Annotated in this window: 16 protein-coding genes; 9 read left to right on the forward strand and 7 right to left on the reverse strand. The window is 68.2% G+C overall.

The genetic code is table 11. The features are described 5' to 3' along the window. The first annotated feature begins 39 nt into the window (after positions 1-39). On the forward strand, positions 40-768 hold the full coding sequence (locus tag BT264_RS00205) for a response regulator (protein ID WP_072435807.1): 729 nt from the start codon (positions 40-42) through the stop codon (positions 766-768). After that, entirely contained in the window at positions 769-2,145 is a 1,377-nt protein-coding gene (locus tag BT264_RS00210; protein WP_072435809.1) for an ATP-binding protein, read from the forward strand. A 73-nt stretch (positions 2,146-2,218) separates the two neighbouring features. On the opposite strand, the gene BT264_RS00215 is transcribed toward BT264_RS00210, so the two are convergent. The 3 genes from BT264_RS00215 to wecB all read right to left on the reverse strand — a co-directional run bounded on the left by BT264_RS00215 (position 2,219) and on the right by wecB (position 6,784). Beyond that, positions 2,219-4,543, reverse strand: coding sequence for a xanthine dehydrogenase family protein molybdopterin-binding subunit (locus BT264_RS00215; protein WP_072435810.1), 2,325 nt, complete (start codon positions 4,541-4,543; stop codon positions 2,219-2,221). Next, complete coding sequence (locus tag BT264_RS00220; RefSeq protein WP_059573824.1) at positions 4,540-5,001, reverse strand: (2Fe-2S)-binding protein; 462 nt, start codon at positions 4,999-5,001, stop codon at positions 4,540-4,542. Before BT264_RS00220 ends, BT264_RS00215 begins: the two co-directional genes overlap by 4 nt. A 565-nt stretch (positions 5,002-5,566) precedes the next feature. Next, positions 5,567-6,784 carry a non-hydrolyzing UDP-N-acetylglucosamine 2-epimerase gene (gene wecB / locus BT264_RS00225; protein ID WP_072435811.1) on the reverse strand — a complete coding sequence of 406 codons (1,218 nt, stop codon included), beginning with the start codon at positions 6,782-6,784 and terminating at the stop codon, positions 5,567-5,569. Positions 6,785-8,098: 1,314 nt separating this feature from the next. Between wecB and BT264_RS00230 the strand changes: the two genes are divergently transcribed. The 4 genes from BT264_RS00230 (at position 8,099) to BT264_RS00245 (ending at position 13,210) form a co-directional block, all read left to right on the forward strand. Beyond that, positions 8,099-9,187 carry a hypothetical protein gene (locus BT264_RS00230; protein WP_072435812.1) on the forward strand — a complete coding sequence of 363 codons (1,089 nt, stop codon included), beginning with the start codon at positions 8,099-8,101 and terminating at the stop codon, positions 9,185-9,187. 47 nt (positions 9,188-9,234) lie between these two features. Further along, entirely contained in the window at positions 9,235-11,052 is a 1,818-nt protein-coding gene (gene glmS, locus BT264_RS00235; protein ID WP_072435814.1) for a glutamine--fructose-6-phosphate transaminase (isomerizing), read from the forward strand. A gap of 495 nt (positions 11,053-11,547) precedes the next feature. Next, on the forward strand, positions 11,548-12,249 hold the full coding sequence (locus BT264_RS00240) for a cysteine hydrolase family protein (RefSeq protein WP_083533866.1): 702 nt from the start codon (positions 11,548-11,550) through the stop codon (positions 12,247-12,249). Positions 12,250-12,307: 58 nt separating this feature from the next. Then, a complete protein-coding gene (locus BT264_RS00245) occupies positions 12,308-13,210 on the forward strand; it encodes a LysR family transcriptional regulator (protein WP_072435815.1) in 903 nt (300 codons plus the stop codon). 27 nt (positions 13,211-13,237) lie between these two features. On the opposite strand, the gene BT264_RS00250 is transcribed toward BT264_RS00245, so the two are convergent. From BT264_RS00250 to BT264_RS00265, 4 genes are all read right to left on the reverse strand, one after another. Next, the gene (locus BT264_RS00250; protein ID WP_177318327.1) at positions 13,238-14,119 is read right to left on the reverse strand and encodes a hypothetical protein; all 882 of its coding nucleotides are present in this window, start codon (positions 14,117-14,119) and stop codon (positions 13,238-13,240) included. Positions 14,120-14,320: 201 nt separating this feature from the next. Next, the gene (locus BT264_RS00255) at positions 14,321-15,031 is read right to left on the reverse strand and encodes an outer membrane protein (RefSeq protein WP_072435817.1); all 711 of its coding nucleotides are present in this window, start codon (positions 15,029-15,031) and stop codon (positions 14,321-14,323) included. Positions 15,032-15,128: 97 nt separating this feature from the next. Next, positions 15,129-15,767, reverse strand: coding sequence for a response regulator transcription factor (locus BT264_RS00260; protein WP_072435819.1), 639 nt, complete (start codon positions 15,765-15,767; stop codon positions 15,129-15,131). Continuing rightward, entirely contained in the window at positions 15,764-17,197 is a 1,434-nt protein-coding gene (locus tag BT264_RS00265) for a sensor histidine kinase (RefSeq protein WP_072436406.1), read from the reverse strand. The genes BT264_RS00260 and BT264_RS00265 overlap by 4 nt, the downstream gene beginning before the upstream one ends. Positions 17,198-17,606: 409 nt before the next feature. On the opposite strand from BT264_RS00265, the gene BT264_RS00270 reads away from it, so the two are divergent. The 3 genes from BT264_RS00270 to BT264_RS00280 all read left to right on the forward strand — a co-directional run bounded on the left by BT264_RS00270 (position 17,607) and on the right by BT264_RS00280 (position 25,343). After that, the gene (locus BT264_RS00270; RefSeq protein ID WP_072435820.1) at positions 17,607-18,428 is read left to right on the forward strand and encodes a response regulator transcription factor; all 822 of its coding nucleotides are present in this window, start codon (positions 17,607-17,609) and stop codon (positions 18,426-18,428) included. A 70-nt stretch (positions 18,429-18,498) separates the two neighbouring features. After that, entirely contained in the window at positions 18,499-21,528 is a 3,030-nt protein-coding gene (locus BT264_RS00275; protein WP_256260549.1) for a sensor histidine kinase, read from the forward strand. A gap of 200 nt (positions 21,529-21,728) precedes the next feature. Further along, positions 21,729-25,343, forward strand: coding sequence for a YadA family autotransporter adhesin (locus tag BT264_RS00280; RefSeq protein WP_083533867.1), 3,615 nt, complete (start codon positions 21,729-21,731; stop codon positions 25,341-25,343). The last annotated feature ends 142 nt before the right edge of the window (positions 25,344-25,485 follow it).

Raw genomic sequence — 25,485 nt, forward strand, 5'->3', positions numbered from 1 at the left:
CGCCGGAGTGCCGGACGACGCGAGCATTTCGGGAAGACCATGAACGACAATCCGCTCAAATACCGTGTGCTGCTGATCGAGGACGACGACCGCCTCGCGCAGCTCGTGCGCGAATATCTCGACGGCTATGAATTCGCGGTGACGGTCGTGCGACGCGGCGATCTCGCGGTCGCCGCGGTGCGCGAACACCGGCCCGCGCTGGTGATACTCGATCTGATGCTGCCGAATCTCGACGGGATGGAAGTGTGCCGGCGCATTCGCGCATTCACCAACGTCCCGGTGCTGATTCTCACCGCGCGCGCCGACGTCTACGACCAGGTCGCCGGCCTCGAACTCGGCGCCGACGACTACGTGACGAAGCCGATCGAGCCGCGCGTGCTGGTCGCCCGTGCGCGTGCGCTGCTGCGGCGCGCGCAGCCCGCCGCACCGGAATCGCCGGCCGATGCGCCGGCGCACGCGCTCGTGTTCGGCGAGCTGACGATTTCGCCGCCGAACCGCACGGTCACGTGGCGCGGCGAACTCGTCGACCTGAAGACCGCCGAATTCAATCTGCTGCTGATCCTCGCGCGTGCGGCCGGCACGGTGCTGAGCCGCGACGACATCCTGAAGCAGCTGCGCGGGATCGAGTTCGACGGGCTCGACCGCTCGGTCGACTCGGGCATCTCGAAGCTGCGCCGCCGCTTCGAGGATGCTTCGTCGGAGCCGCACCGGATCAAGACGATCTGGGGCCGAGGCTACCTGTTCAGCCCTTCCGCGTGGGACGAGTAAATGCTGCGCCCGTTGATCAAGCTGTATCTCATCGTGATCGTGTGCTGCGCCGCATCGATCATGTTGATTCAATACTCGTTCAACCGAATCTTCTATGAGCGTGTGGCGCAGGCACAGCGCGATTCGCTGACCACCTACGCGTTCGTGCTGAACGACTACCTCGAACGCCATCCCGGCGCGCAGCGCACGCTCGCGCTGCGTGAACTCGCGCAGCACGGCAACGAGCGATTCGGTTTCGTGACGATGGCCGACGCCCGCAGCCAGTTGAGCGGTGCGCCGCTGCGCGACCTCGACGCCGGCAGGATCGCGATCAGCTACAACGGCAAGAACTACTACATGCCGCTCGCCGACGGGTCCGTGCTCCATGCACGCCCGATCGAACCCGCCGACCTCGACATCAAGATCTATGCGTACCTGGTGATCGCACTCGCGGCGCTGTTCGCCGTCGCACTGTGGACCTCGTATCACTGGCGCGACCTGCGCCGGCTGCAGGAGGCCGCTCGCGCGTTCGGCGCGGGCAACCTGTCGACGCGCGTGAAGCTGTCGGGCCGGTCGAACATCTACGAACTGTCGCAGCAGTTCAACGACATGGCCGAGCGCATCGAGGCGTCGATCAAGCAGCAGCGCGAAATGATGCACGGCATCTCGCACGAACTGAAGACGCCGCTCGCGCGGCTCGAATTCGGGCTCGCGCTGCTCGCGGAACCCGACGAAACGGGACGGATGCGCGAACGCCGCGACGCGCTGCGGCACGACGTACGCGAACTCGACGAGCTCGTCACCGAGCTGCTGACGATCGGCCGGCTCGAACAGGGCGCGAGCCAGCTCGCGCCGATGGAGATCGGCGTCGATGCGCTGATCGACAGCGTCGCCGGCAACGTCGCGAACGACATCGCCGATCGCGGGATCACGCTCGACGTGTCGACGTGCGGTGCGCCCGCCACCTACGTATGCGATCCGAAGCTCGTCGCGCGTGCGTTGCTGAACCTGATCCGCAACGGCGCGCGCTATGCGACGCGCACGGTACGGCTGTCCGCGACGAGCGACGCGTCCGGCATGCTGGTGCTGAGCGTCGACGACGACGGCCCCGGCATTCCGGCCGTCGAGCGCGCGCGCGTGTTCGAACCGTTCCAGCGGCTCGACTCGAGCCGCGACCGGCAGACGGGTGGATTCGGCCTCGGGCTTGCGATCGTGCGGCGCGTCGCGCTCGTGCATGGTGGCAACGTCCGGCTCGACGATTCGCCGCTCGGCGGCGCGCGCTTCGTGATCACGCTGCCGGCGCTGACACTGCCCGACTTGCCGGGCGACGCGCCGGCGCGGGCCGCGAACGGCCTCAGCGATCCCGCGAATACGGCGACGCTGCCACGGCGCGCATAAGCGCCGCGGCATCCGCCGAGGGGATTGTCACGACTGCGCGCCGGACGATCGCGAACCGGCGCGCACCGGTTCATCAGCCCGCCTTTTGCTTCACAAGCTGATCCGCAATGGGCAGGCTGCGGATGCGCGTGCCGGTCGCCGCGAAAATCGCGTTGGTCAGCGCCGGCGCGACGGGCGGCAGGCCCGGCTCGCCGACGCCGCCGAGCGGCGTCGCGAAGTCGTCCGGCGCGACGAGATGCACGCGGATTTCGCGCGGCGCCTCGTTCATTCTCAGCACCTGGAAGCCGTTGAAGTTGCTCTGTTCAGGATGCCCGTCCTTGAACGTGATCTCGCCGTGCAGCGCGATGCCGAGCCCCATCACCACCGCCCCCTCGAGCTGCGAGCGCACGCGCTCCGGATTGACCTGCGGCCCGCAGTCGATCGCGATGTCGACGCGCGGCACCGAGAGCTTGCCGTCCGCGCCGACCTGCACCTCACACACCGCGGCCGTGTACGACACGAAGCTGCGATGCGCGGCGATCCCGAGCCCGTGCCCCTTCGGCAGCTTGCGTCCCCAGCCGGCTTCGCGCGCGACCGTCTCGACCACGCGCCGCAGCCGCCCGGTGTCGACCGGATACAGCGCGGGGTCCTCGCCGTAGTTCACGTTCTTCACCGTGATGTGCGGCTCGAAACGCCGTGCGGGCCCGATCAGCTCGAGCAGGAAATCCTTCGGGTCGCGGCCGGCCGCGTGTGCAAGCTCCGACACGAAGCTCTGGACTCCGAACGCATGCGGAATGTTGTAGACCGAGCGGAACCAGCCGATCCGCGTGTGCGCTTGCGCGGCCGGATTCTCGATCCGCACGTTCGGAATCGCGAACGGCAGATCCGCGATCCCTTGCGCGAGCTCGCCCGGCTGCTCGTGCACGACGCCGGCCCTGAACGTCGACTGGATCGACGGCGCGACCGTGCGATGCTGCCACGCGACCACCTTCCCCGACGCATCGATCCCGCCGTCGAACGCTTCGAGCGACACCGCGTGGAAATAGTCGTGCGCGATGTCGTCCTCGCGCGTGAACGTCAGCTTGACCGGCGCGCCGACCGCCTTCGACAGCAATGCCGCCTCCACCACGTAGTCCGGTTTCGACTTGCGGCCGAAACCGCCGCCGAGCAGCGTCACGTTGACCGTCACGTGCTCCGCCGGCAGCCCGAGCGCCTTCGCGATCTCGTCGCGCGTGGTCTGCGGCGCCTGCGTGCAGGTCCATACTTCGCAGCGGCCGTCCGCCACTCGTGCGACGGCCGCGGGCGGCTCCATCGTCGCGTGTGCGAGATGCGGGATGTAGTACGTCGCGCGCACGCGTTTCGCGGCACCGGCGAGCGCCGTGGCCGCGTCGCCGTCGTTGCGGATCACGTCGCCCGGCTGCGCGGCGGCCGCTTCGAGCGTCTTGCGATACGCGGCCGAGTCGTAGTTCGTGTTGGGCCCGTGCTTCCAGTCGATCTTCAATTGCGCACGCGCCTGGATGGCCGTCCACGTGTCGCGCGCGACGACGGCTACGCCACCGAGCGGCTGGAAGCCGGACGGCAGCGCCGTCGACGCGAGCTGCACGACCTTGACGACGCCCGGCAGCTTCTCGGCGGCCGATGCGTCGAACGACGCCACCGTGTCGCCATAGGCCGGCGGTCGCGCGACGACCGCATACAGCATGCCGTCGAGCCGCGTGTCGATCCCGTAGTGCGCACGGCCGCCGACGATGTCGCGGCCGTCGATCAATGCGGTTTTGCCCTTGCCGATATAGCGGAATTCGGCCGGCGCCTTCAGCATCACGGTGGCGGGATCCGGCACCGGCAGCGCGGCCGCTTTCGCCGCGAGCTCGCCGAAGCCGAGCTTGCGCCCGCTCTTCGTATCGACGACCTCGTGCACCGTCGCCTTGACCTGGCGCGCGTCGACGCCCCACGCCGTCGCGGCAGCCTGCTCGAGCATCGTGCGCGCGGCCGCGCCCGCGCGGCGCAGCGCGGCGAAGCTCTGCCGCAGGCTGCGCGAGCCGTCGGTGTTCTGGTTGCCGTAGCGCGGCTCGTCGCCGACTGCCTGTGCGACCTTCACGCGCGCCCAGTCCGCACCGAGTTCATCGGCCACCACGAGCGCGACGCTCGTGCGCACGCCCTGCCCCATCTCGGAGCGGATGCAGGTCACGGTGACGGTGCCGTCCGGTGCGATCGCAACGAACAGGTGCGGATCGTCGCGCAACCCGTGCGGCATCCCGGCGCCACCGTACTGCGGATTCGCGCTGACGGGCGGCTGCACCGGCGCGGCCGCGCGCGCGAGCGACGGCACGCCGAACGCGAGCAGCAGCCCGCCGGATGCGAAGCCGAGCAGCAGCGCGCGGCGGCTTTCGTTGTGGACGGAGAGTTCGGGCGCGCTCATGCGGCACCTCCGCGGCGCACGGCCAGCCGGATTGCCGCGCGGATGCGCGTATAGGTGCCGCAGCGGCAGATGTTGCCGGACATCGCATCGTCGATGTCGGCGTCGCTCGGATGCGGATTCGTCTTCAACAGCGACGCGGCCTGCATGATCTGCCCGGACTGGCAGTAGCCGCATTGCGCGACGTTCAGTTCCTGCCATGCCTGCTGCAGTGGGTGCGTCAGGTCCGTCGACAGTCCCTCGATCGTCGTCACGCGTTTGCCGGAAGCGGCCGCGACGGGCGTGATGCACGAACGGATCGCGACGCCGTCGAGATGCACCGTGCACGCGCCGCACAGCGCCATGCCGCAGCCGAACTTGGTGCCGGTGTGGCCGAGGACATCGCGCAGATACCACAGCAACGGCATGTCGGGATTGCCGTCGAAATGCTGTTCGCTACCGTTGACGGTCAGCGTGATCATCGTTCACCTCCTGGTTGCGACGCCCGCGTCCGGCAGGCATCGAGTGGGGATTCGAACGGCGCGGCGCACATTCCGAACAACCAGGCAGGCGTGGCGCCGTTTCGTGGACCGTGTCGCCTGCAGACACGCTCGGGCCGATGCCGCAAACGACGCTGTCTTCCGGTTGCCTTCGCAACCTTTCGATGACATCCCGGTCAACCGCTCGTCCGCATGGATCGCCGATCGCATTATCGAACCATTTCGAATTTGCCGTCGGATCGAGGCGATTCGAGAGTTTTAGGCAATCGGGGGAAGGAGGTTCAGCCTGGAAAGGGAGGTTGCGATGGGTCATGCCTGTCGGCGATGTTGCCGGCGGCTTGCGTGTCGGCGTCCCGATGCGCGGCGGAAGGCGTTTCTTTCTCGTTCTCGCACGCCGCCCGGCGCGATCAACGGGCCGAGGACCCGGAAATGGTCGATCGCGAAATCGCACAAATGCAAAGGTCCGGCCGGCCTCCCGGCCGGACCGGACCTTCGCACGACCGCATCGAACGGTTCGGACACTACCGCCCGAACCGCGCGATCACGTTCAACGCGACCTCAACGCCTGCAACCCCAGCGTGAGCGCGTTATATGGCATTTCCGCGGCCCCCATCGAAAAACTCGTCGTCTTCGCGGTCGCCCCCGGCGTACGCATCAGCGCGTGAACGATCCGCTCGCTCGCATGCCCGTCGCCATACGGATTGCTCGCGCGCGACATTTCCTCGTATGCCCTTTCGTTGTCGAACAGCCGCGACGCCTCCCAGACGATCCGCTCCTGATTGGTGCCGACGAGCCGTGCGGTGCCGGCCTGGATCGCTTCAGGCCGCTCGGTCGTGTCGCGCGTGACAAGCACCGGCTTGCCCAGCGCCGGCCCTTCCTCCTGAATGCCGCCCGAATCGGTGATGATGAAATGCGCGCGCGACATCAGGAATACGAACGACAGATATTCCTGCGGCTCGATCAGGTAAATGTTCCGCACGCCGCCAAGCAACGCGCGCGCCGGCTCCCGCACGTTCGGATTCATATGCAGCGGATAGACGAACTGCGCATCGCGATAGCGGTTCGCGAGCGCGCACAACGCCTCGCAGAAATGCCGGAACGGCTCGCCGAAGCTCTCCCGGCGATGGCCGGTGATCAGCACGACACGACGCGACGGTTCGAGGAACGGAAAACTCGCGGCAACCTTTTCCGTCAGCTCGTCGTTGTGGTCCAGCATGCGCTTGACCTCGTGCAACGCATCGATCACGGTGTTGCCGGTCAGCACGACCGCGGCCCCCGGCACGCCCTCGCTGAGCAGGTTGTCGCGCGCCTTCCCGGTCGGCGCGAAATGCCACGACGATACCGCATCGGTCACGCGGCGATTCAGTTCCTCCGGCCACGGCGACCAGATGTCGCCGCTGCGCAAACCGGCCTCCACGTGCCCGACCGGCAGGTAGCGATAGAACGCCGCGAGACTGACCGCGAGTGTGGTCGTCGTATCGCCGTGCACCAGCACGACGTCCGGGCGCAATTCGTCGAAGACCGAGCCGATCGCCTGAAGAATACTGGTCGTCACGTCGGTCAGCGTCTGGCTTTGACGCATCAGGTCGAGATCGTAGTCTGGCTTGATGTCGAACAACGTCAGCACCTGATCGAGCATTTCCCGATGCTGCGCGGTCACGCATACCTTGACGTCGACATCCGTCTGCGCCTTCAGCGCGCGCACCAGCGGCGCCATTTTGATGGCCTCCGGCCGAGTCCCGAACACAAGCAAGATCTTTTTCATCGTTATCCTCGTTTAGCCGCCTCGCGCCGAATGACCCTGCTCGTGGCGCGAAGCATGTATTCAGGCGGCGCCTCCCGTCCGCGCACGCGGTGCAGCGGTGTCGCGGGCGAGCGCGCCATCCTGTCCGCGCGGTCTCCGCCACGCGAATCGTCGTACTACCGGCGTCCCGTTGCACTTGATCGGTCACGTCATGAGTCGTTCCTCGCCGGGCCGTGCGTCACGTCTGTTCGTCACGCCACAACCACTACAGCAATAATCAAACCAACCGCCCTGCGGCCGGGTCCGGTTCGTTCGGCGCGCGCGGCGCACATGCCGCGCGTGCGGAATGTTTCACAACTGCTACGAGCGTCGCATCGCCCGGCGAGCGCGGCATGGATAAACATCCGGTCGGTCGCACGATCCATCCGGCGACGTCGTCCGATAAATAACGAATTCATGTCGAGCACCCATTGCGCCCCGGACCTCGCGCATCTTTCGAAACGCTTTGCGTCGCCTCGCTTCGCAACCTTTGTCCGTGCAGTGCGCGGCGTGCAATCGACCGCTCGGCCACGGTCGCGCACGGAGGATTTCCCGACATGCGGCGTCGTTTGCGCCGCATGAGTCCGCGAGAGCGAAATGTTGCGAATGTGTAACGCAAATCCGGAACCGGCGGTTACATCCGAGTCCGGTCCATCCTGCGCTCGCGGTAGCGGGCATCGCCCCGGCCTCCCGACCTATGCATATGCAGCGAATAGCGCGTGATGCGCCGACCTCGCAAAGCCGCCCCCCGCAAGGTGGCACCGGTTCGGCAGACAAATCGCCCGCCGCATGGCGCGTGCGGGCCGCAACGTCGACCGCGTGCGATCGCACCGATTGCGCATGAGCTGATTCGTCGGTGAATCAAAACCCGCCGCCGCCCCCGGTCCGCATTCTCAGCCCGCCCTCCCGCCCCTTGCTGCACGGTGCATCGCGGCCGATGGCTCACGCCTTGCTTAATACCGGACAGGTGTGTCCCGAAGTACTCGCACGACAGCGGACAGACGGAGGCGCCGAAGCAACGAAGCCGGGACGCGACGCGTCCGCCCGGGGCGAAAGACAGCCGCCCCCGCGCGACGAACGCGCCGTCGTTTCCCGTCGACATCCGCGCGATCCGCGGGCCGCCTTCAAGCGCTCATGCGACGAACCGGCCCGTGAGCGCGAATGGCGGCACCAGCCTCAAGTTCACCGGCACCACGGTGCACTGAGCCACAACGTCGACACGCTCGCCGGGCGCGACGCGGCCAACGCCGCATCCGGCGACGATTGCGAAGGACTACCGCGCAGGAGCCCCCGATCATGAACCGGCCCGCGCTTTTCCCGGCTGCACGCGCATGCGCGGTGGCCACCGCCCGGCTGCGCCGCCTGTGGCGCATCGCCTGCTGTGTCGCCGCGTGCGGCTTCGCGCTGCACGCGAGCGCCGCCGAGCTCCTGCTCAACGGGCTGTACCAACGCCCCGACGGAGCGATCACCGTGCGCCTGAACGGTGCCGGCATCGATCCTTATTTCGCGGCGAAGGCGCTGCTCGCCGCGTCCGATGCGCGACTCGACGCACATCAGGCCGCACTCGCATGGATCGCCTGGCTGTTGCCGCGCCAGCGTCTGGACGGCGGCTTCGATCGCTACTGTGTGCAGAACGGCCAGTACAGCGCATGCGCTGAAGCGGACGCCGACGACGCGATGATGGCGACCTGGATCGAACTGCTCGCCCGCTTCGCGCCGCCCGACGGCATGCCCGCCGCATGGGAACTCAGCCTGAGCCGCGCAGGCGCGCATCTGGACACCCTGCTCGACAAGCCTGCCGGCATCTATCAGATCTCGTCGTCGCTGCACGTCGCGCTGCTGATGGACAACGTCGAGGTGCACGGCGCGTTCCGGGCGCTCGCGGCGTACTACGTACGGCGCGCCGACTACATGCACGCGGGCCCGTGGAGCCAGCGTGCCGACCAGCTCGCGTCGGCGATCCTGAAGGTGTTCTGGCGCGGCGCGCAATCCGGCTTTCGCGCCAGCACGCAGCAAGTCGGCGGTACGAGTTTTTATCCGGCGAAAGTCGCGCAGATTTTCCCGCTCCTGTCCGATATCAAGGTTCCCGAACAATCCAACGAGATGATCTATGCGCAATGGATGCAGAAGTACGGCAGGACATGGCATCAACTCGCCGGCACCGATTATCCGTGGGGCTTGATCGCGCTGGTCGCGCTCAAGATGAACGACTGGAGCACGGTCGCCTGCTGGCATGCGCGATCGGGCCCATACCGTCACGGCGCACACTGGAACGTACTGGAGGAATCGCTTTATCTGGCCTTCGAAAGCCGGATGGCGGAGCCCGTCACACCCGCTCGATGCGGATTCACGACGGCGGCGGCAACGGCAACCGCGTCGCGCTGATGCAAGGGTGCGCGGTTCATGATGATCAAAAGGGAAGGAGAAGTCTAATGTGTGGCATCGTCGGCGCGGTCGCGCAACGGGACATCGTCCCGATTCTGATTGAAGGTTTGCGTCGCCTCGAATATCGCGGCTACGATTCATGCGGCGTCGCAACGGTCGTCGACGGCCAGGCGCGCCGCGAACGCAGCATGTCGCGCGTCGCCGATCTCGACGCGCACGTGCGCAGCACCGGCCTGACCGGCAGCACCGGCATCGCGCACACCCGCTGGGCGACGCATGGCGCACCGGCAACCTGCAACGCGCATCCGATCTTCTCGCGCGACGAAATCGCGCTCGTACACAACGGCATCATCGAGAACCACGAAACGTTGCGCAAGCAACTTTCCGACAAGCACTACGAGTTCGACGGCCAGACCGACACCGAGGTCGTCGCTCACCTGATCCACAGCAAGTATCGCGGCGACCTGCTCGCCGCCGTGCGCGATGCGACGTCGCAGCTTCACGGCGCCTATGCGATCGCGGTGTTCAGCAAACACGAGCCGCAGCGGCTGATCGGCGCGCGGGCCGGCTCCCCGCTCGTCGTCGGCGTGAAGGACGGCGAGTGCTTTCTCGCGTCCGACGCGCTCGCGCTCGCCGGCATCACCGACCGCTTCATCTTTCTCGAGGAAGGCGACGTCGTCGAGTTGACGACGGGCGGCGTGCGGGTACTCGATCGCAGCGGCGCGCTGGTCGAGCGCGCGATACAAACCGTTTCCTCCGCGCAAGGCGTGGTCGAACTCGGGCCGTACCGGCATTTCATGCAGAAGGAGATTTTCGAACAGCCGCAGGCGGTGGCCGCGACCATCCCGGATGCGGGGCTGTTCGATCCGGCCGTATTCGGCCCTGACGCCGCGCGGGCGTTCGGGCAGATCGACAACGTGCTGATTCTCGCGTGCGGCACGAGCCACTATTCCGGCCTGACCGCGCGCCGCTGGCTCGAAACGATCGCGCGCGTGCCCGCGCAGGTCGAAATCGCGAGCGAATACCGTTACAGCGACGCGCTCGCCACACCGAACACGCTGGTGGTGAGCGTGTCGCAATCCGGCGAGACCGCCGACACGCTTGCCGCGCTCAAGTACGCGCAGGCGCTCGGCCATATCGACACGCTGGCGATCTGCAACGTGCCGACCAGCGCGATGATGCGTCAGACGGGCCTGCGGTTCCTGACGCGGGCCGGCCCGGAAATCGGCGTCGCGTCGACCAAGGCGTTCACGACGCAGCTCGTCGCGCTGTTCATCCTCGCCGTGACGCTCGGGCGGCTGCGCGGCTATGTCGACGATGCGCAGCTCGCACGCTACACCATGCAGTTGCGGCGACTGCCCGATGCGCTCGACGACGTGCTCAGGCTGGAGCCGCAGATCGAGCGCTGGGCGGCGGAATTCGCGCAGCACGAAAATGCACTGTTTCTCGGGCGCGGGCTGCATTACCCGATCGCGCTCGAAGGCGCGCTGAAGCTGAAGGAGATTTCGTATATCCACGCGGAAGCGTACCCCGCGGGCGAGCTGAAGCACGGGCCGCTGGCGCTCGTCACCCATACGATGCCCGTCGCGACGATCGCGCCGAACGATGCGCTGCTCGAGAAGCTGAAGTCGAACATGCAGGAAGTGAGGGCGCGCGGCGGGCAGCTTTACGTGTTCGCCGATGCCGATACGCGGATCGACAACAGCGAAGGCGTGTCGGTGTTGAGGATGCCGGATTACTACGGACTGTTGTCGCCGATCCTGCATGTGGTGCCGTTGCAGCTGCTTGCGTATCACGCGGCGTGTTTGCGCGGAGCGGATATCGATAAGCCGAGGAACCTGGCGAAATCGGTGACGGTGGAGTGATGGGGTTGTGTCACTCCGGCGCAACCCCGGGGTCGGGTTGATCGCCGCACGCGTTGCCGTACGTGAAAACGATACGGGATCCGTGCGGCGATGGCCGGTGGACGCGGCCGATCACGAAATCGTCCGGCAGACGCCGTCGACCCGCGCAGGATGTAGTAAGTTCGATCGGCAAACGTCATACCGGCCGGCAAGACATCCGCGCGCGGCGGTCCGTTCGCGACTCGCGACAAATCGCCGGGGCGACGGATCTGCACGTTCAGCATCGGCTCGCCGACCGCTTCGGCCGGGCCGCCCCTGACCGACTCGCGGCCAGGCGACTGGGCCCCTTGTTATTGAATTCGCACCGCTTTCCGTATCTTTTATCGCAGGGCCGAGATAGTCCTGCGTTCGTGACTTGTGCACCGTACACACAGGAACTGTGCCTGGCTCGATGTCGCCATGGTCGCCGATCGAACGTACAGTTCGATCACCCTTTGACTCCCTGGAGACACATCGATGTTTACCTTCTCGATCCGCAACTTCGCGCGCTTCGCCCTGTTCGCGTCGGCCGCCGCGATGATGCCGGCCGCAAGCGCCGCACCCGCGTTTCCCGCCACGCCGACGATCCGCGCGATGGCCGGTGCGAAGCCGATCGACCAGCTCGTGCCGAAATCGACCGCGCTCGTCGTCATCGATTTCCAGAACGAATATCTGAACGGCAAGATGCCGATCCCCGACATCCAGCGTGCGATCGCCAATACACAGCGGCTGATCGAATTCGCGGACGCGCACGGCATCCGCGTGTTCCAGATCCAGCACGTCGCGCCCGCGGATTCGCCGCTGTTCGCGCTCGGCGGCAAGACCGTCGAGTTCGTGCCGCAGATGAGGCCGCGCGCCACGGACACCGTGCTGCAGAAGCGGACCGTCAGCGTGTTCGCGAGCACGGATCTCGACAAGCGCCTGAAGGCCGATGGCATCGATACGCTCGTGATCGCGGGCCTGATGACGCATGCATGCGTTGCCGGCGCGGCGCGCGACGCGGTGCCGCTCGGCTACAAGGTCGTGGTAGCATCCGACGCTTCCGCGACGCGCGGCATCGTCCGCGACGACGGTCAGTCGATCGACAAGGACACGCTGCATCGCGCGGCGCTCGCGGAAATCGAGGACACCTTCGGCGACGTGATGACGACCGACCGGATCGTCAGGCTGGTTCGCTGATCACGAACCCCGCCGTGCCCGCCGTCGCGGGCGCGGCCCATCCGGACGCGGTTTCAGCATGGATCAATTGCTCGCGATGCGCATCTATCGATGCCTGGTCGACACGAAGGGATTTTCCGCCGCGGCCGCGCGTCTCGACACGACCCACTCCACCGTCTCGCGTCAGCTGAAGCTGCTCGAAGCGCAGCTCGGCGTCCAGCTCGTCAACCGCAACACGCGGCACTTCTCGCTCACGCCTGCCGGCGAACGCTATTACGCGGCCTGCGTCGATATCCTCGAACGCGTGGAATCCGCCGCGGAAGACGTGACCGACAAGCGGCGCAAGCCGTCGGGCCGGTTGCGCGTCAGCATGCCGCTTTCCGTCGGCACGCTGGAGATGCCCGACTGGCTGCCGTCGTTCCGTCGCAGCTATCCCGACATCCGCCTCGACGTGTCATGCAGCGACCGCCTGGTCAACCTGCTCGCGGAAGGCTTCGACGTCGCGTTGCGCATCAGCGGCGAACTGCCGGATTCCGACCTCGTGGCGCGCACCCTCGCGATATCGGACGAGATCCTCGTCGCGTCGCCGGACTACATCGCGCGCCGCGGCCTGCCGCGCACGCCCGCGCATCTGGCCGAGCACGAATTGCTCGGCTACAGCGGGCGGGAAGACGGTGCATGCTGGCAGCTCGCGCCGGCGCGCGGGCCGGCGGTGGCCGTGAAACTCGACAGCACCTTGAGGATCGATGCGATTACCGCGCTGCATGCGTCGGTGGTCGGCGGGCTCGGGATCGGCGCGTTCACACGCCATACGGTGCGCAACGACATCGCGCATGGCCGGCTCGTGCACGTGCTGCCCGGCTATACGCTCGCGACGCGCCGCTATTACGCGCTCTATCCGAAATCCCGCCATGTGCCGCCCAAGGTGCGGGCGTTCGTCGATTTCGTCGCGGCGCTCTATGGCGAGCCCGACGCGCAATAGCGCGCCGTTCGCTCGACGCGCGGGCCGTCAGGGTTCGATCAGGCGCGGATGATCTGTGAAGGCCACGCCCGTGTCGGCCGGGTGCGCGATCTGCGCGCTCTGGCGCGCGGGTTCGCGCGTCGCGGCAAGCCAGCGCGTGAACTCGGCGGCGGTCATGCCGACCGCCGCGGCCGAGCCGGACGACGCCGCCGCGGCAAGCGCCGCGTCGTCGTGGCGCGCCGCACGCACCTTCGGCGTGGCGGCATTCGCGGCGGCCGGCGTAACCGATGCCGTCGATGCTGTCGATGCCGCCGGCTCGCGGGCCGGAACGATGCGCGCCTGCCTGCGGCGCGGTGCCATCGCGGGCTTCGGTGCATCGGCGGGCACGACGGTCGTGACGGCCTCCTGCGGGTCCTTCGCTGCGGCGCTATCCGTCTGCATCACGAACGATTCCTGTCGATTCGCTACCGGCTGCATGCTTTCCGGCACGATGACGGCGGCGACCGGCGCCGCGACCCCCGCCTCGGGCATCATCGAGATCGCCGCCTCGTAGAACGTGTCCGGTGACGGCACACGCGTGCGTGTGTCGATGATATGCGTCGCCGCGACACAAACGGAGCCGAACACGAGGCCGACGAGCAGCGTCATCAGCGTCGGCCGCAAGCGGCGGCGCCGGGCGCGCGACGCCGCCCACGCGCGATTCTCCGAGCCGAAATCCGCCGCCTGGACCGCCGCGACGCGCGGCGCCTCGAGCGGCTCGCGCGTCACGCGCAGATCGAACACGCTCGGCCGGGGCCGCCGGCTCCTGACGAACGGCGCGCGCCGCCGGCCATACGGCGGCGGCACGTCGGAATATGGATGCGCGAGCGGTAGCGCGAAAACGCCGGTGATGTCCTGCATGCCCATGATGATGTTGACGCGGCACTGCACGACGTCCGCCGTGACGACCCGCGCTCCCGTAGAGTGAATCGATGATGGCGAGTATCGCCGTTCGTGCCGCGCGCCGTAAATCGGACCAGGCCGGATCGGTGCGTCGATGCGGTCAGCCTGGTCCTACCGGCGAACGAACGGCCGCACCGGATGCGCGAACACGAACCGGCGACGACGCGCATCGATCCGATCGAAAAGCGCTTAGAACCGACCGCGCAAGCCGATGAACACTTCGTTCGACGACAGCTTCGACTTCAGCTGCTCGTCGCGCGCGAGCACGCGGTTCGCGAACGTGTTGTAGCCCGACTCGACGTTGCCCATGTCGACATAGCGATACCCGACATCGATCGAGAAACGCTTGTTGATCGCATAGCTGACGCCCGCGCCGGCCGAATACGCGAGGTTGGTCTGCGTGCGCGACGCGAAACGGCGCGTGTCGTTGGTCTGCCAGCCGTCGGCCGACACGATCGCCACGCCCACGCCGAGCGTGCCGTACACCGAGAAACCGCGGCCGAGATCGAAATCCTTGTAGCCGTTCAGCATCAGGCGCTGCGCCGACACGTGGAACTCGTTCGCGTTCGCGTCGAACGGCGCCCAGTAGCTGACGAAGTTGTCCGTGCGCTTGAACGTGTATTCGCCTTCCGCGCGCCAGCCGTTGCCGAACTGGTAGCCGAGCGCCACCGCGCCCGTCACGCTCGAATTGCCGTCGGGGCCGCCGACGCGATTCGTCACGCGCGGGCTGGTCAGCTCCATGTTGGTCGCGTTGTCGAACGCGCCGACCACGCGCGCGGTTGCGTAGTAACCGGCGTCGCTCAGGTCCTGCCGCTTCGTTTCGGGTGCGGCCGTATCGGCGAACGCGGCGCCCGAGAACAGCAACGCGAGCGACGACGGGAGGGCGAAGTGCTTGAGCATGACATGCTTCCTTTTCGATGATGCGTGGAAACCGTCATCGTAGGGAGCCCGCCGTTTTCGCTGAACCCGTTCGCCTACGGGTTGCGCCTCCGTAGCGCTACGGAGTCGGCGCGTGTGCGAACGCCGCATAGTCGCGCACGAGCTCGACGAGCGACGCCGCGTGCAGCTTGTCGAACACGTTCGCGCGATACGTCTCCACGGTGCGCGGCGACAACCCGAGCACGCGCGCGATTTCCTTGTTGCTGCTGCCGCGCACGATGCCGTCGAGCACCTCCCGCTCGCGCACGCTCAGCGTCGCGACCCGCGCCGCGCGCGCCTGTTCCGCTCCGTCGCCGTCGCGCCGGCGCTCGTGCTGGCGGATCGCCTGCTGCACGGCGTCGATCAGTTCGTCGTCGTCGACGGGCTTGCGCAGGAAATCGCTCGCGCCGCGCTTGAACGCGCGCCGGCACGCATCGACATTGCCGTGGCCCGTCAGCACGATCACCGGCAGTGCGCGCTGCGCGCTCAACCGGTCGAGCGCCTCGAGGCCGCTCATGCCCGGCATGCGCAGGTCGAGCAGCACGCAGCCGAGCGCGCGGTCGTCGGCGTCGGCGAGAAACGCCTGGGCATCCGCATAACAACGCGTCGGCAGCCCGACCGTGCGCAGCAGCAGCGCGAGGCCGTCGCGCACGGGTTCGTCGTCGTCGACGATCGCGACGATCGGCCTGTCGTGCGGCATCGCTTTGGTCCCGTTCATGCGCCCGCCTCCTCTGCCAGCGGCAGCAGCAGCGTCGCCTCGACGCCGCCCGACGGCCGGTTCCGGATCATCAGCGAGCCGTCCTGCCGCTGCGCGAGCGTGTCGCACAGCGGCAGCCCGAGGCCGAGCCCGTTTTCGCGCGTCGTGAAGAACGGCTCGAACAGGTGCGGCAGCGCGTCGTCGGGCACACCGGGGCCGTTGTCGACGACGCTGAAGCGATAGTGCCGGCCCGCACGGCCGCCGCTGATGCGAATCTCGCCGAGCGGCATGCCGGCCAGCGCGTCGCGCGCGTTGCGGATCAGGTTGTGCAGGATCTGTTCGACCGCGACCGGCTCGGCCACCGGCGCGGCGCGCGGCGCCGCGTTGTGCCACAGCAGCGCGATGCCTTCGCGCGCGAGTTCGTCGCGATGCAGGAACAGCACGGCGTCCATCACCGCATCGGGATCGATCGCGTCGGCGCGTCCGCCGCCGGCGGACGTCATCGCGCCGCGCAGCCGGTCGAGGATCGCTGCCGCGCGCTTGGCCTGCGCGACGCTCGACTGCAGCGCGCGACGCACGCCGTCGCGTTCGGCCGGCAGGTCGAGCATGCGTTCGGCCGCGCGCGTATGCGCGACGATCGCGGTCAGCGGCTGGTTGAGTTCGTGCGCGATCCCGGCCGCCATCTCGCCGAGCGTGTCGAGGCGGCCGAAGCGGTCGATCCGCTCGCGCGCATGTTCGCGCCGCCGCGCTTCCCGCAAGCGCCACGCGCCGAGCGCGCCCGCGACGAGCAGCGCGGCCACCGCGTTCCACAGCGCGATCGGCAGCCACGGCAGATCGGCCACGGTCAACGTGCGCGTGGTCGTCAGCACGAAAGCCTGCGGTTGCGCAGGCAGGCGCTTCTCCACGCGCATCGTCCAGCCGAACGGTGTCGCGGGCGCGGCGCGCTGCAACAGGTCGAACGTGCGATCGTGCAGATGCAGCGTCGCCGACGACAACGAATCGGGCCAGTCGCCCGGCTGCAGCAATCGGCGCGGATCGATCAGCACCGCCCATCCCGTATCGCCGACGAGCCAGTATCCGCCGTCCGCGTCGAACGTCAGCGCGACCGTCGCGGCGCCGTCGCGCGAAGGCGCGCCGACGGGCAGCCGCCCGCCCGTGCCGCGCCATCCGGCGCCGCGCTGCCAGTGCGCGAGCGCGTCGAGCTGCGGCATGCGCTCGCGCAGGCTGTCGAGCATGTTCGACGGCGGCGCGGGCAACGCGGTGGCGCCAAGCGTCGCGAGGATTGCTTCGTGCTGCGCGGCCTTCTGCGCGAGCAGGCGAATCACGATGCTCGAATTCTGGAAGAAGCGATCGTGCGCGTCGGCGACGAAGCGCGACGTAACGAAAGCCGTGCCGGCCAGGCTGAGTACGAGCCATGCGAACAGCACGGCGACGCGGAGGGAGGGTTTCATCATCGATGGCGGAAACAGACGGCGTGCGAAACGCACGGGATGCACGGCCGACGCGCGACACATCGCACATGGCGCGCGCATCGGCGGCAAGGTTGCATGCGCAACGACACGACGATGTCGCGGCGCCACGCAGGTTTCGTCATATTGTCGGCAAGACGACCCTGCCCATGGTCCGATAACGCTTATCTCAACGATCAGCCCCGTCCTAAATCGCAGTGCAGCCCGCGCCTTCCGGAAAAACATGCCGAAAATCCGCACACATTCGGACTGGGCCGATTTCCCTGCGATGCCGAAGCCGCCACAATGGCTTCACCTGCCGCTCGCTGCCTGGATGCGGGCGGTCGGGATTTCCATAGTCGATATTTGTCCCGCCTACCCCGGCGGGATCTTTTTTCGAAGGCGTTGCATCGTGACTGACGCATCTCCGCTCGCCATCGCAATCCTGACGATCGACCATCCGAGCCGCCACGCGTTCGACGATCGCCTGCGCCGCGCCGGATACGGCTACGACCGCCTGCGCATCGACGACATCCTCAGGAAATCCGGTTACCGGCCCACCCGCTTCGAATATCTGCCCGAGCTGCTGTCCGCGTGCGACACGCGGCCGTTCGACCTGTTCGTCGTGCAGTGCGAATCGACCTGCTACCGCACGCTCGAAGCGATCCGCACGCTGCGCGCGCGCTTTTCCGATACCGCGCCGATTCTGTCGGTCAGCCAGCGTGACGACGACACGTCGCGCACCGCCTGTTTCATGGCCGGCGCCAACGAACACCTGCCCTACTCGTCGCCGCCCGAGCTGCTCGTCGCGAGCGTGTCGACGTGGCTCAGGTGGGCGCATCACCGCACGACGCATCATCGGCGCTGGCGGGTCGGCCAGTTCGAGTTCGATGCGGCCGAACGCACGGTTCGCGTCGGCGGCCGCGAGCACGTGCTGACCGAGAAGCACTTCCAGATCGCGACCGCGTTCTTCCTGAACATGGGCCGCGCGCTCGGGCGCGCGCATCTGAGCCAGCTCGTGTGGGGCTCGCTCGTCGCGTCGTCGAGCCGCCGCGTCGATACGCATGTCGCCACCCTGCGCGACCGGCTCGAACTCGACGGCCGGCACGGCGTGCGGCTGATGACGATGTACGGATTCGGCTATCGGCTCGTGATGTGCGAGCCGGGCGATATCGATGAAGCCGACGAAACCGGCGAAACCCGCGCCACGCACGATATCGACGGCATCGCCTGAACACCCGGCAGCGCCAGCGCGGGCCCTCGCTGCCGCCATGCAGCATGGAAACTGGTCCGACTCCATTATCATGGCGGAACCCTGGCCGACTGCCCCGTTCCCGATGGACCACCGCGCCGCACCCGATCGCCCCCATCCAACCGCCCGCGCCGCGCCCCCTTCCCACGCGCCGGTCGGCCGCCGGCAGCGCGCGCTGCTCTACGGCGGCGGCATCGCCGTGACGATCGCGATCCTGCTCGCCAGCGGCCTGATGCTGTATGCCGTCGCGAAGGAAGTCATCCAGGAGCGCTATACGGCGTTCGCCGTGCGCCACTTCCTCGTCCAGTTCGAATTCAAGCTGCGCATGACCGGCATGGTGTCGCTCGTCACGCACGACGAGGCGTTCCGCGAGACGCGCGTGACCGACCCGGCGCTGGTCGCCGGCCTCGACACCGGGCACGGCCGGCTCGAACTGAAAGGCAGCGACCGCATCCCGTCGATGCTGGTGCTCGCCGACCTGTCGCCGCAACGGCCGGCCGAGTCATACGGGCGCGATCTCGCGATGGCGAGCGACCTCACCTATCGCGTCGGCGCGTATCTCGCGAACCACGACGCCGACCGCGCCGTCGCAGGTTACGTGTACCGCCCGGATCGCAGCTTCGCGCTGGTGATCCCGGCCCCCGCCGCGGATTCGCCCACGGCGGGCACGGCCGGTGCGTCGGCGTTGCTCGCGCAGGTCGCGGCCGGCCTCGAACCGCCCGCCGCCGGCCGCTTCGTATGGCACGCGCCCGCCTACGATCCGGTGCAGCGGCGCGACGTGTTCCGGCTCGTCGGTGCCGCGTATGCCGGCGGCCAGCCGTTCGAGGTGCTCGTGTCGACGCTGCCCGTCGACGTGCTGCGCACACGCCTGACCACCGAGTACGCGACCAACGGCGCAATCGTCGCCGACGCACAGGGCAACACGCTGCTGCGCACCGGCGCGGCCGCGAGCGACGCGGCCACGCTCGCCACGCTGAAGGATCTCGCCACCCACACCCGCGCGACGACCGGCAGCGGCCCGCGCACGGCCTACGGCGGCGGCCTGTTCGCGCTGAGCCAGCCGATCCCCGACACCGACTGGACGATCGTGCAGGCGTTCACGCTGCGCTCGCTCGTCGCCGCGGTCGGCCTGCAGGCCGGCTGGTACGTCGTCGTGATGCTCGCCGCGCTCGTGCTCGTGTGGGGGCTGCTGGTGCTGTTCGACCGCCGCGTGCTGAAGCCCGACGATGCGCGCACGCGCCGCGTGGTCGAAAGCGAGAACCTGAACCGCACGATCGTCGAAGCCGCGCCTTCCGGCATCGCGCTGCTGTCGCTCGCCGACGGCGCGGTGCTGCTGCAGAACGACACGATGCGCGCGTACGACGCGCGCATCGCCGCCGCACCGTCGCTCGCGGCGCGGCTGCTGGCCCGCTTCGACGCATCGCCCGGCGCGAGCGCGTGGCAATCCGACCTGCACGTCACGCTGCCGGCCGGCGGCGGCGAAACCGTCGACCTGCTCGTCAATCTCGTGCGCACCCGCTACCGCGATACGGACGTCGTGCTGTGCAACTTCTCCGACATCACGTCGCAGAAGAACATCGAGCGCAAGCTCGACGAGGCGCTGCGCGCGGCCGACGCCGCGAACGACGCGAAATCGGCGTTCCTCGCGACGATGAGCCACGAGATCCGCACGCCGCTCAACGCGATCCTCGGCAACCTCGAGCTGATCGGCCGCGAGCCGCTCGCCGATACGCAGCGCGAGCGGCTGCAGACGGTCGAGGGCGCGTCGTCGGTGCTGCTGAACCTGATCAGCGACATCCTCGACCTGTCGAAGATCGAGGCCGGCCAGATGACGATCGAGGCGATCCCGTTCGATCTCGCGGAAGCGATCGAGCAGACCGGCGCGATGTTCGAGCCGCTCGCGACGGCGAAGGGGCTGCAGTACGACGTCATCGTCGACGATGCGCTCGCGTCGCGCTACGTCGGCGATCCGGTGCGGATCCGGCAGATCGCCGCGAACCTCGTCGGCAACGCGATCAAGTTCACCGATCGCGGCGACGTGACGCTCGAAGTCTATCTGCGCGACGACGCGGACCCGGCTTCGCCGGTCGTGATCGGCGTGAGCGACACGGGCATCGGGATGACCGACGCGCAGCGCGCGGCGCTGTTCCGCCCGTTCACGCAGGCCGATACGTCGATCACGCGCCGCTACGGCGGCACGGGGCTCGGGCTCGCGCTGACGAAGCACCTCACGCAGATGATGCACGGCGCGATCGACGTGAAGAGCGCGCCCGGCGAAGGCAGCACGTTCGTCGTCACGCTGCCGCTGCGCGCGGCAACCGATGCGGAAATCGCGCGGCACCGCGCCGAGACCGCCGACGCCGATGCGGCGCTGCCGGCGCTGGCCGCGCGCGTGCTCGTCGTCGACGATCATCCGGTGAACCGCACGCTGCAGCAGAGCCAGCTCGTCACGCTCGGCTACGCGGCCGATGCGGCCGACGACGGCGCGTCGGCGCTGCGCCGCTGCGCCGACACGCGCTACGACCTCGTGATGACCGACCTGAACATGCCCGGCATGGACGGCTACGCGCTCGCGCGCGTGCTGCGCGCGCGCTATCCCGACTTGCCGGTGATCGCGATCACCGCGCATGCGAGCGCGGCCGAACATGCGCGCTGCGCCGAAGCCGGCATCGTCGCGGTGCTCGTGAAGCCGGTGCTGCTCGACACGATCGATCGCACCGTACGCCGCTTCGCGACGGTGGCGGCGGCAAGCCGGCCCGAGCGAAACACGCTCGTCGATCTGGCCGAAGGCCCGTTGCCGCCGGACGTGCATGCACTGTTCAGCGACACGCTCGACCGTTCGCTCGCCGCGATTCGCGATGCGCTCGCGCGTGGCGACGTGCCTGCGCTGCGGGCGGAACTGCATTCGCTGCGCGGCGCGTTCGCGACGATCCACGAGCACGCGGTGGCCGACGCGGTGCGCGACATGCAGGACGCCGTGCAGGCCGGCGATCCGGCCGCGCTCGAACCGCTGGTCGATCGCACGGAGCGCCTCGCGCGCGACACGCTCTGGCGACGCGCGGCGCAGGCGCCGCAAACCTGAGCGGCCGCCGTCCGGCGGCTGTCTTTCCTTCCCTCTGCCCTCTCCATGGCCGCCCGTCCGGGCGGCCTGCTCGCGCGTGCGCGCGTGTAGGACCCGCCCTACAAACATCGCTTCCCGAATAGGTTCTGGACGACAGATTCGGACGAGGCCGATCCCTAACATTGGCTCATCAACCTGACGAACTGAAAGGAGTAGGGTCAATGAACAAGACGTATCGCAACATCTGGAACACGGCGACGGGCACGTGGACGGCCGTGGCCGAAACAGCGCGTTCGCGTTCGAAGGGCTCGGCGCGCGCGGCGCGCCAGGCCGTGGCAGCTCTCGCGCTGGGCAGCGCGTCGATCGGCGGTGCATTCGCGGCCGATGCGTGTACGACCGAGGATGGGAAAGGCGGTTCGCTCGATGCGGCTGGCGTGTGCAAGGTCACGGCGTCGCGCTCGATCGGCACGGATGCGATCGGCACGACGGCCGCCCTTACCGACGACTACTTCAAGGTCCAGACTGCGACAGGCGGGAGCCTCGGTGCCGTGGCCTCAGGTGCCAATGCCGTTGCGATCGGGCAATCGGTGACATCCAGCGGTTCCAGTTCGGTTGCGATCGGCTCGGGCACCTCGGCGGACGGGCTTCATTCGATGGCGCTCGGCGCATCGTCGCGCGTCGTGGGCAACAGTAACCTGGCCGTGGGCGATGGCGCGTCGGTTGTACAAACCAATCGTTATGTGCCGACGAATGGGATCGCTATCGGTACCGGTGCTCGGGTGACCGATAGTGATATCCCGGGGGCGCAAGATTCGATCGCAATCGGTCACAGTGCGGCAGCCGGTGGGACCGGCACGATCTCGATTGGTGCCAACGCGCGGCACAGCGGATCCGGCACGACGGTTCTCGGCACCAATGCGAGCGCGATGGGTACCGGCGCAGCCGTGGCCATCGGGAACAGCAGTGCGGCAGCGGGTAGCGGTTCGGCCGCGATGGGTCCGAACGCCACCGCCGCCGGCGTGGGCTCGATTGCAATCGGCAGCCAGGCCGCGACCACGACCAACAACAGTGTGGCGCTCGGCAATGCGGCCACGGGCGGCGCAGTCAACGCCACCGCGATCGGCAGCAATGCCAGGGTCACCGGCACCAACGGGATAGCACTCGGCCAGAGTTCGACCGCAGGCGGCGTGTCCGCAGTCGGCATCGGCTTCCGTGCCAATGCGCAGGCGGACAACTCGGTCGCGCTCGGTGTAGGCTCCATCGCGAATCGCGACAACACCGTCTCCGTCGGTTCGAACGGGCAGGAACGCCAGATCACGAACGTCGCGGCCGGCACGCAAGGCACCGATGCGGTGAACCTCGCGCAGCTGAATGCGACGATTAACCCGCGCGTTGAGGTAGGCGGAGCCGGTGCTGCAACCATCTCCAATAACGCCCGAAACATCGCAATCGGCAACGGGGCCAATTCAAGCGCTCTGGAAGCCAATTCCGCATCGATTGCACTGGGTGAAAATGCAAGCGCGAGCAATGCAGGCGCGATCGCGATCGGTGCAGGTTCGAATGCATCCGCGAGCGAGACTATCGCACTGGGTATCCGGACCACTGCAAGCGGCACCAATGCCGTCGTGCTTGGCGGTGACGGCGCGGCAACGGCCACCAATTCGGTTTCGCTGGGAACCAGTTCGATTGCAGATCGCGCCAACAGCGTATCGGTCGGCTCGGCCACGCTGCAGCGCCAGATCACGAACGTCGCAGCCGGCACGGCCGGGACCGATGCCGTCAACGTGTCGCAACTCACGCCGGTCGTGACCGCACTCGGCGGCGGTGCTGCGATCAACCCTGCGACGGGCGCCGTGACCGGCCCGACGTACACGCTCACGAACGGCGGTACGCAAACGACGGTCGGTGGCGCACTCGGCGCACTCGACGGCAACATCACGACGATCAACACCAGGCTGGACGGCCTGTCGAACGGCACGGTCGGCCTCGTGCAGCAAGCCAGCGCAGGCGCAGATATCACGGTCGGCGCGAGCACCGACGGCGCGGCCGTCGACTTCACCGGCACGGCCGGCGCACGCAAGCTGACCGGCGTCGCGGCAGGCGCGGTTTCGGCGACGAGCACCGAAGCAGTAAACGGCTCGCAACTGCACGGCGTGTCGAGCAGCGTTGCATCGGCCATCGGCGGCGGCTCCGTCGTCAATGCCGACGGCTCGATCTCGGCCCCGAGCTTCACGCTCGGCGACGGCAGCGGCGGCACGACCACGGTCACGTCGGTCGGCGGCGCCATCACGAACCTCGATGGTCGCGTGACCACCAACGAAGGCGACATCGCAGCGCTGGCCGACCAGATCGGCAACGGCACGGTCGGCCTCGTCCGGCAAGCCGGCGCAGGCGCAGACATCACGGTCGGCGCGAACACCGACGGTGCCGCCGTCAACTTCACCGGCACGGCCGGCGCACGCAAGCTGACCGGCGTCGCGGCAGGCGCGGTTTCAGCGACGAGCACCGAAGCAGTGAACGGCTCGCAGTTGCACGGCGTGTCGAGCAGCGTCGCATCGGCCATCGGCGGCGGCTCGACCGTGAACGCCGACGGCTCGATCTCGGCCCCGAGCTTCACGCTCGGCGACGGCAGCGGCGGCACGACCACGGTCACGTCGGTCGGCGGTGCCATCACGAACCTCGATGGTCGCGTGACCACCAACGAAGGCGACATTGCATCGCTGGCCGATCAGATCGGCAACGGCACGGTCGGCCTCGTTCAGCAGGCGGGCCCGGGCGCGAACCTGACGGTCGGCGCGAACACCGACGGCGCGGCGGTGAGCTTCGTCGGCACGGCCGGCGCACGCAAGCTGTCGGGCGTCGCGAACGGCGTGAACGACGACGATGCGGTGACGATCGCGCAGTTGCGGGCGACGGGCCTCATCGACTACACGGGCAAGGAAATCGCGGCCGTAACGTATGACGACATCTCGCTCGCCAGCGTGACCTTCGGCGGTTCGGCGGGCACCAAGCTGCTCAACGTCGCACCGGGCCTGATCGCGGCGGGCAGCATGGAAGCCGTGAACGGCGGCCAGCTGCACGACCTCCAGGAGCGGTTCGCGCAGGAATACGCACGGCTCGATGGGCGCGTCGGTGACCTCGAAGCCGGCGGCGGTTCGGGCGGCGGTGGCGGTGGTAGCGACGGCAACGTCGGCCGCGGCACGGGCGGCGACGGCTCGCTCGTGGTCGGCGACGGCTCGGTCGCGTCGGGTGAGAACAGCACGGCGGTCGGCCAAGGCGCGGTTGCGTCGGGCGACAACGGCTCGGCCTTCGGTCAGGGCTCGGCGGCCAGCGGTTCGAACAGCTCGGCCATCGGTCAGGGCTCCGTCGCATCGGGTTCGGACAGCACGGCCATCGGCCAGGGTTCGAAAGCGACCGGCAGCGGTTCGGTGGCGATCGGCGCGGGCTCGGTGGCGGATCGCGACAACAGCGTGTCGGTCGGCTCGGCCGGTCACGAACGTCAGATCACCAACGTCGCGGACGGCACCGCGCCGACCGATGCCGTGAACGTGCGTCAGATGGAGCAGCGTTTCGGCGAAACGAACCGGATGATCAACGACGTCGCGAAGAACGCGTACGCCGGTGTCGCGGCAGCGATGGCGATGCCGAACCTGACGCCGTCGCAACCGGGCAAGACCGTCGTCGCGGCCGGCGCCGCGAACTACAAGAGCGGCTCGGCGATCGCCGCCGGTGCGACCTACCGGACGCGCGACGGCAAGTGGCTGATGAACGGCGCCGTGTCCGTCACGTCGACGGGCGATGCAGGCGTGCGTGCACAGGTCGGCTACGAGTTCTGACCGGACGGCTCCGCCTCGCGCGGAGCATCGACCCGAAGCGGGGGAGCGATCCCCCGCTTTTTCGGCCGACGCCCAGTGACGGTTCCGAACGAGCCGCCACCGGCCGTCGGCGCGACGACATCGCGTCCGGCCTGCTTGCACG

It is taken from the genome of Burkholderia sp. NFPP32, assembly GCF_900119325.1.
Taxonomy (GTDB): domain Bacteria; phylum Pseudomonadota; class Gammaproteobacteria; order Burkholderiales; family Burkholderiaceae; genus Burkholderia; species Burkholderia pyrrocinia_C.